Raw genomic sequence first — 523 nt, 5'->3', positions numbered from 1 at the left:
CATTTGCGTCAAATGCACCTTGTGTCTCGGAATACACCACTGAGCCACGTGCTTTTACGATGTCATTTCCACCAGCAACGGATTGTGCGACTTTGTAGTCAAAATCATCGCTGCTGTTGAAGCCTGACGTACCGCCGACAAAAGATTCAAACGCCAATTCATCTGAGTACGCTTTTTTAGTGATGATGTTAATGACACCACCCGTCGCACCAGCCCCATAAATGGAGGTCGCGCCTGAAAGCACTTCAATTCGTTCGATGTTGAACGGGTCAATCGCATCCAATTGACGACTGATAGGACGAGAAGATTGCAGAGAAACGCCATCAATCATGACCAGCATGGCTCTGCCACGCAGATTTTGGCCGTAGTTTGTCCGGCCGCCAGTGCCAACATCTAAAGAAGGGATCGTGGCAGAAAGAATATCACCCAGAGTTTTACCTGCTCGGTATTGTTGAGCAATTTCTTCTTGCCCTACAAACCAAACCGTACCGGGAATATCAGAAATGGATTTTGGCATGACGCT

The 523-nt window shown here is 47.8% G+C and carries 1 protein-coding gene; it reads right to left on the bottom strand.

All coding sequences use genetic code 11. The features are described 5' to 3' along the window. The coding region (locus R7044_RS27930) for a TonB-dependent receptor plug domain-containing protein (RefSeq protein ID WP_225456336.1) at window positions 1-523 on the bottom strand (523 nt) is incomplete at both ends.

The sequence above is a fragment of the Vibrio sp. 1402 genome (assembly GCF_033340275.1).
Note: the sequence above shows the minus strand (reverse complement) of the source record. Positions and strands in the feature narration are given on the sequence as shown.